The organism is Mesorhizobium sp. M1A.F.Ca.IN.020.03.2.1 (assembly GCF_004023205.1).
Classification (GTDB): domain Bacteria; phylum Pseudomonadota; class Alphaproteobacteria; order Rhizobiales; family Rhizobiaceae; genus Mesorhizobium.
In genome coordinates, this window is sequence record NZ_RZSV01000255.1 from 1 (window position 1) to 7,139 (window position 7,139).

Here is a 7,139-nt window from a genome sequence, read left to right on the forward strand (position 1 = left end):
GTCTCCGCACGGAGCGTCAGATCTGCAAACATAGATATCGTAGACGATGTTCGCGATCAAATACGCTCGCGATTCTGCTCAACCCGAGTGTCTGCATGGCCTGAGATGCCGTCCGGCGTGGGTTCTTTTGAGCCCGGCCGATCAGCAGCGACTGGCGCATTTCCCCTCAATCGAGCCTTGACGAGAGCCGAAGATCGTATACGATATCCAATTGGAAGCCGCGGCTCTGGGGACTCCCGAATGCGAAGCACGAAAGTCATCCATGTTGTTTCCTGCCACGCGGAGGGCGAAGTCGGGGATGTCATCGTTGGCGGGGTGTCTCCTCCGCCGGGAGACACTGTCTGGGACCAGCGCAAATGGATCGCAGAAGACAACCGACTTCGTAACTTCGTTCTTAACGAACCGCGCGGCGGCGTCTTCCGGCACGTCAACCTTCTGGTCCCTCCGAAGCATCCCGATGCGCAGATGGCTTGGATCATAATGGAACCGGAAGATACGCCCCCGATGTCCGGCTCCAATTCGATCTGCGTGTCGACGGTAATTCTGGACACCGGGATCATCCCCATGCAGGAGCCGGTAACCGAAATGGTGCTCGAGGCGCCGGGCGGTCTGGTACGCGTGCGGGCCGACTGTGCCGGAGGAAAAGCCCAGCGCATCACGGTCGAAAACGTACCATCATTCGCCAACAGGGTCGGTGTGCCGCTTGAGGTCGATGGCCTCGGTACCATCACGGTCGACACGGCCTATGGAGGCGACAGTTTCGTCGTCGTGGACGCACCTGCCCTAGGGTTAGCGCTTGAAACCGACGAGGCTCGTGATCTCGCCGAACTTGGGGTGCGCATCACCGATGCGGCCAATCGACAAATGGCGTTCTCCCACCCTGAGCGTCCCGATTGGCGCCACCATTCGTTCTGTCTTTTTGCCGGCGCCATCACCCAGGATGGCAACCGCCTCCGCGCAAAATCGGTCGTTTCGATAAAACCTGGCAAGCTCGACCGATCGCCGACCGGAACGGCGGTGTCGGCCCGCATGGCGCTCTTGCACGCGAAGGGTCAAATGACAGCCGAGGATTGCTTCACCGGTGTGTCCATCATCGGGTCAGAATTTCACGGCAAGATTCTCGGCACCACGCAGGTTGTCGGTATGCCCGCAATACGCCCCCAGATCAGCGGTCGCGGTTGGATCACCGGCATCCATCAGCACATGCTGGATCCTGAAGATCCTTGGCCGGCGGGCTATCGCGTGGCGGACACCTGGCCGATGAAGCGTGCGAAGGTGTGAAGGTGGTTCTTCGCCCGGCATCTTTCTCCAGCTCATGCCCCAGAAAGCTTGACGCTCAACAAAGCTCGTATACGATATTCGAAATGCCGCAGGATGGAGCGAGTTCTCACTATCTCAGGCAAGACAGCTGGACGCACGCTCACGCTGCAGGCGCCATCTACAGCTGAAAAAAAGTGCACCAGGATGGCCAATGTTTCGCAACATGGGAGGAAAAAATGACAATCTTCAAAAGCAACGGTGATCGCGTTCCTGCCGCCATCGAGGCGATGGCTAAAGAAGCGCGCGTGGGCCGCGTGGACCGGCGCGAATTCCTGGCGCTGGCAAGCGCCTTCGGCGCGTCGACGGCGTTCGCCTATGGCATGATCGGCCTTGCCGCGCCGACAAAAGCCCTGGCGCAAGAGCCGAAGAAAGGCGGAACGCTGCATGTCGCGATGTCGGTCAAGGCGCAGAAGGACCCGCGCACCTATGACTGGACGGAGATGGCGAATGTCACCCGCACCTGGCTGGAGCCGCTCGTGCGCTACACGCACCAGTTCACCTTCGAGCCGGTGCTGCTCGAAAGCTGGGACGTCAACGACGACGCCACCGAATACACGCTGCATCTGCGCAAAGGCGTCACCTGGAACAACGGCGATGCCTTCAACGCCGATGACGTCGTCTTCAACCTCAATCGCTGGTGCGAGAAGGGGGCTTCCGGCAATTCCATGGCCGCCCGCGTCGGCGCGCTGGTCGACGCCAAGACCGGCAAGGCAAGGGATGGCGCGATCACCAAGGTCGATGACCATACGGTCAAGCTGAAGCTGTCCGAAGCCGATATCGCGATCATCCCGGGCTTCACCGACTATCCGGCGCTGGTCGTGCATCGCAACTTCGACAAGGATGGCGCCGATCCGATCAAGAAGCCGATCGGCACCGGCGCTTTCGAGCTGGTGTCTTACGATGTGGGCCAGAAAGCCGTGGTCAAGCGCCGCGAGAACGGCAAGTGGTGGGGCGGCGAAGCGCCGCTCGACGGGGTCGAGTTCATCGACTACGGCACCGACTTCAACGCCACGCTGAATGCCTTCGATTCCGGCGAGATCGATCTCGATTTCGAGACGCCGGCCGACTTCATCGACCCCCTAGACAAGATGGAGCTGGTGAAATCGGAAGTCGCGACGGCGACCACGCTCGTTGCGCGCACCAACATCACCCACAAGCCTTACGATGACAAACGGGTGCGCAATGCGCTGCAGATGGCGGTCGACAACAACCAGGTCATGCAGCTCGGCTACGCCGGCCGCGGCACGGTCGGCGAGAACCACCATGTCAGCCCGATCCATCCGGAATATTACCCGCTGCCGAAGAAGGAACGGGACGCGGCGGGCGCCAAGAAGCTGATGGCCGACGCCGGGCAGGCCGACTTCGAGCACGAGCTGATCACGGTCGAGGACGAATGGCAGAAGAACACCGGCGACGCGATCGCCGGCCAGTTGCGCGATGCCGGCATCAAGGTGAAGCGCACGGTGCTGCCCGGTTCGACCTTCTGGAACGACTGGACGAAATATCCTTATTCCATGACCATCTGGTACATGCGCCCGCTCGGCGTGCAGGTGCTGGCGCTGGGCTACCGTACCGGCGAGGCCTGGAACGAGACCGCGTTCTCGAACCCGGATTTCGACGCCAAGCTCAAGGAGGCGCTGTCGCAGATCGACGTCGCCAAGCGCAAGGAGGTGATGAAGGACGTCGAGCAGATCCTGCAGGACTCCGGCGTCATCATCCAGCCGTTCTGGCAGAAGCTCTACTGCCACATGAACAAGAAGGTGAAGAACTACGCCATGCACCAGACCTATCAAATGGACTTCCAGAACGTCTGGCTGGAAGCTTAAGGCGCGCAGCGCAAGGACTTCATGCGCCGTGAAAAAGCCGATATGCAGGATGCGTGGTGGTGATCGTGCCACCACGCCGCCGACCATCCGGAGATCCTGCATGAGACCGATGATGCTGGCAGTTGCCATCTCGATCGCCTTGCCTGCCGCGGCACTCGCCGGGCCGGCTTCCAACGCCGTGAAGTTCTTCTATGTGCCTGAAGTGAAGTTCGAGGCGGACGCGAAATACCGCGACCGCTTCACCGAGCCGGTCACCAAGCTCTTCGAAGCCAACGACAAGGCCCGCAAGGAGAAGCCCGACGAGGTATCCTGCATCGACTTCGACCCAGGCCTCGACGCCCAGGATTTCGACCAGAAGACCGTGTCGAAGACGCTGAAGCTTGCCGAGGCCGTCAATGGCGACACCGCCGAGGTGACGGCAAGCTTCAATCTTTTCCCGGAAGGCGATGACTCCAAACGCGAAATGGTGTGGTCGCTGAAGAAAGTGGACGGCAAGTGGAAGATCGCCGACATCACCTCCAAAACCAGCGACTGGACGCTCAGCGCGCTGGAATGCGGCTCCTCGACGGAGTGACGCCGTGCTTCGGCGTCTGGTCCTCGCGCTGTCGAGCTTGTCGATGCTGACCGCGGGGCTGAACGGCGGCGCCTACGGGCAAGGACTGTTCGGCTCGCCGCCGCCGAACGCGTCCTCTGGCGACAATGCGCCGGCGATCGAGAAGTCGGCGCCGGCCACAACGCCTGAAAGCAAGCTGGCCGAACCGGCGCCAGCTGCGCCCGTCCTGCCCGGATCGCCGACGGCGGTGGTGAAGCCCTTCTACGAGCATCTCGGGCTGGAATTGGACCCCAGCCAGCGCAAGAACTTCAGCGATCCGGCGAAGAGCGTACTCGACAAAGCCGGCGCGCTGCGCGCCTCGGGTCAGGGCGAGTGCCTCGATCCCAACATGGCGCTCGACAATGCCGATTACGACAAGCTCGCCATCGACAAGAGCCTGCGCACCATCGAAGCGATCAATGGTGACGAGGCCAAGGTGGTGGTCGTCTTCGTCGTCGAAGGCCACCAGCACCGTCTCGAATGGAAGCTGAAGAAGGTCGGCGGCGACTGGAAGATCTCCGACCTCCTGTCGGTCACCGGCGAATGGGCGCTCAGCCAGTACCAGTGCGAATGATGAAGTCGCGGTCAGGGCATCACAGATGAAACTCCGTGCTATCCTTGCGGCGGCGATTATCGGATTTTGCGCGGCCGACTGGGCGGCTGGAACAACGCTGATCGCCCGCGGGCTCCGTCAGAACTTGACGGCGCCGAGCGAGGTGCCCGTCGAGCGCGTCGTGCTCAACCAGGCTGGTGCGCCCGAACTTGTCGGTTGGGTGATTGGTCGAAAGGACAGTTGCGGTGCGATCGTCCTGTTGCACGGGCGCGGCGCCAACAGGCTAGCGATGCTGCAACGCGCAAAACTGCTATCCGATAGCGGCTATTCGGTTGCCCTGTTCGATCTGTCGGGGCACGGCGAGAGCGGCGGAACCGTACAAGGCTTCGGCTACTTTGAAGGGCAGGACGCTGTCCGCATCCTGACATATGCCCGACAGCGCTTCCCCGGGCAAAAGATCGGCGCCGTGGGATCCTCGCTGGGAGCGGCAGCCTTTGTCTTTGCTGCACCGAAGGCGATCGCCGATGCCTACGTGCTGGAACAGCTCTACGCGACATTGCGCGAGACGACGGCTCGTCGAATGCCGTTCAGCATGCTGCGTAGCCTCCAAGCGGATGTCCTTCTGGCGCAGATGCCGCTTCGGCTCGGAATAAGCGCCGACGATGTCAGGCCGGTCGACCGCCTCGGCAAAATCGGCAAGCCGTTACTCTTGCTCGCCGGCGGCGAGGATCCCTTTATAGACCACGGGCAGGTAATGGCGCTGAAAAAAGCCGCTGCCTCGCAATTGGTCTGGTTCAACGGCGCCGGTCATGTCGATCTGTTGCGCCACGACCAGCAACGCTATCGCATTTCGGTCGTTCCGTTTCTTGCGACCAACCTGTGCCGAACCAATGCGGCCGGCCATGTCTGATGGCCGCTCGATAAACTCACCCGCGCCCGCGATATGGCGCGACCCCGGTGTCGGGCAGCCAGGCGCCTTCGGGCGGCGCGCCGGTCTGCCAGAAGACGTCGATGGGGATGCCGCCCCGCGGGAACCAGTAGCCGCCGACGCGCAGCCAGAGCGGCTTGGTCGCTTCGACGATGCGGCGGCCGATCATGACGGTGCATTCCTCGTGAAAGGCGCCATGGTTGCGGAACGAGGTCATGAACAGCTTCAGCGACTTCGATTCCACCAGCGTCTTGTCGGGCGCGTAGTCGATGACGATGTGGGCGAAGTCGGGCTGGCCGGTGACCGGGCAGAGCGAGGTGAATTCCGGGCAGGTGAAGCGCACGATCGCGGGCGGGCCGTCGCCTCGCTCGAACGGCACGGTTTCCAGGACTGCCTGTTCGGGACTCTGCGGCGTCTCGACGTGTTTGCCGAGCTGGGTCAGGTTTTTGGCGTCGGTCATCGATGGCTCCTCGCTGCCGCCGATGATTGCAAGGGCGGCAGGTGCAATCAGTTGAAAGTGCGCCGCGATCGAACGGACCCGGCGTGTTTGGCGGCTCATTAGCATTGGAGCGAAAGCCGCGCAGCGGTTTTCGGATGAATCCGATGCGTGAAATGGAAGCGGGAGCAGCGCCCGCGCAATTTGATACGGCAGGAAGACGATGACCAGCAACGACCCGCTTCTCCAACCTTATCCGCTCAAGCACCTGACGCTGAAGAACCGGGTGATGTCAACCAGCCATGAGCCGGCTTATTCCGAGGACGGCATGCCGAAGGAGCGCTACCGGCTCTACCACGCCGAGAAGGCCAAGGGCGGCATGGCGCTGACGATGACAGCGGGCTCTGCCATCGTGTCACGCGACAGCCCGGCCGCCTTCGGCAACCTGCATGTCTATGACGACGCCATCGTGCCGTGGCTCGCCGAACTTGCGGATGCCTGTCATGAGCATGACTGCAAGGTCATGATCCAGATCACCCATCTCGGTCGCCGCACCGGCTGGAACAAGGCCGACTGGCTGCCGGTGCTTTCCGCCTCGCCGGTGCGCGAGCCGGCGCATCGCGCCTTTCCCAAGACCATCGAGGACTGGGACATCGAGCGCATCGTTGCCGATTATGCTTCCGCCGCCCAGCGCTGCCAGGCGGCCGGCCTCGACGGCATCGAATTCGAATCCTACGGCCATCTGATGGACGGCTTCTGGTCGCCCGCCACCAACCATCGCGACGATGATTTCGGCGGCTCGCTCGACAACCGGCTGCGCTTCACCAACATGGTGCTGGATGCGGTTCGCGCCGCGGTCGGCGAGAAATTCGTCGTCGGCATCCGCATGGTCGCCGACGAGGATTTCGAAAAAGGCCTGTCGAAGGAGGAGGGCGTCGAGATCGCGAAACGTCTGGCTCGCTCCGGCAAGGTCGATTTCCTCAACATCATCCGCGGCTCGATCGAGACCGACGCGGCGCTGACCAAGGTCATCCCGGTGACCGGCATGCGCTCGTCGCCGCATCTCGATTTCGCCGGCGAGGTGAGGGCGGCGACGAAATTCCCGACTTTCCACGCGGCGCGGATCTCCGATGTCGCGACCGCGCGTCATGCGATCGCCTCCGGCAAGCTCGACATGGTCGGCATGACGCGCGCCCATATCGCCGATCCGCATATCATCAGGAAAGTGATGGAAGGGCGCGAGCACGAGATCCGGCCTTGCGTCGGCGCCACCTACTGCCTCGATCGCATCTATGAAGGCGGTGAGGCGCTCTGCGTCCACAACGCCGCCACCGGCCGCGAAGCGACGATCCCGCATGTCATCGCGAAAAGCGAAGGGCCGAAGAGGCGGGTGGTGGTCGTCGGCGCCGGGGCGGGCGGTCTGGAAGCCGCGCGTGTCGCCGCCGAACGCGGCCATCAGTTGATGGTCCTCGAAGCGTCCAGCC

General features: G+C 62.5%; 6 protein-coding genes and 1 pseudogene. 6 read left to right on the forward strand and 1 reads right to left on the reverse strand.

The annotated features are described in order from the left end of the window. Window positions 1-240: 240 nt before the first annotated feature. From EOA79_RS27275 to EOA79_RS27295, 5 genes are all read left to right on the forward strand, one after another. Window positions 241-1,281, forward strand: coding sequence for a proline racemase family protein (locus tag EOA79_RS27275; RefSeq protein WP_095824788.1), 1,041 nt, complete (start codon window positions 241-243; stop codon window positions 1,279-1,281). Window positions 1,282-1,496: 215 nt separating this feature from the next. Then, entirely contained in the window at window positions 1,497-3,146 is a 1,650-nt protein-coding gene (locus tag EOA79_RS27280; RefSeq protein ID WP_095801211.1) for an ABC transporter substrate-binding protein, read from the forward strand. Between the two features lie 100 nt (window positions 3,147-3,246). After that, window positions 3,247-3,720 (forward strand): DUF3828 domain-containing protein, encoded by a 474-nt coding sequence (locus EOA79_RS27285; RefSeq protein WP_067000473.1) that lies wholly within the window; start codon window positions 3,247-3,249, stop codon window positions 3,718-3,720. Window positions 3,721-3,724: 4 nt separating this feature from the next. After that, window positions 3,725-4,312 carry a hypothetical protein gene (locus EOA79_RS27290; protein WP_095824787.1) on the forward strand — a complete coding sequence of 196 codons (588 nt, stop codon included), beginning with the start codon at window positions 3,725-3,727 and terminating at the stop codon, window positions 4,310-4,312. Window positions 4,313-4,436: 124 nt separating this feature from the next. Next, window positions 4,437-5,201: an alpha/beta fold hydrolase gene (locus tag EOA79_RS27295; protein ID WP_164748338.1), complete on the forward strand. Its 765-nt coding sequence runs from the start codon at window positions 4,437-4,439 to the stop codon at window positions 5,199-5,201. A 16-nt stretch (window positions 5,202-5,217) separates the two neighbouring features. Here EOA79_RS27295 and queF read toward each other — a convergent pair whose 3' ends face one another. After that, window positions 5,218-5,679, reverse strand: a complete 462-nt coding sequence (gene queF / locus EOA79_RS27300; RefSeq protein ID WP_067330169.1) for a preQ(1) synthase — start codon at window positions 5,677-5,679, stop codon at window positions 5,218-5,220. Window positions 5,680-5,878: 199 nt separating this feature from the next. Here queF and EOA79_RS27305 point away from each other — a divergent pair. Beyond that, window positions 5,879-7,139: pseudogene (locus tag EOA79_RS27305) on the forward strand (N-methylproline demethylase); the annotation flags it as partial.

What these genes read in the sequence shown, in the direction of transcription:
- EOA79_RS27275 (WP_095824788.1), top strand. Translation starts at nt 241, where the DNA reads ATGCGAAGCACGAAAGTCATCCATGTTGTTTCCTGCCACGCGGAGGGC.
- EOA79_RS27280 (WP_095801211.1), top strand. Translation starts at nt 1,497, where the DNA reads ATGACAATCTTCAAAAGCAACGGTGATCGCGTTCCTGCCGCCATCGAG.
- EOA79_RS27285 (WP_067000473.1), top strand. Translation starts at nt 3,247, where the DNA reads ATGAGACCGATGATGCTGGCAGTTGCCATCTCGATCGCCTTGCCTGCC.
- queF (WP_067330169.1), bottom strand. Translation starts at nt 5,679, where the DNA reads ATGACCGACGCCAAAAACCTGACCCAGCTCGGCAAACACGTCGAGACG.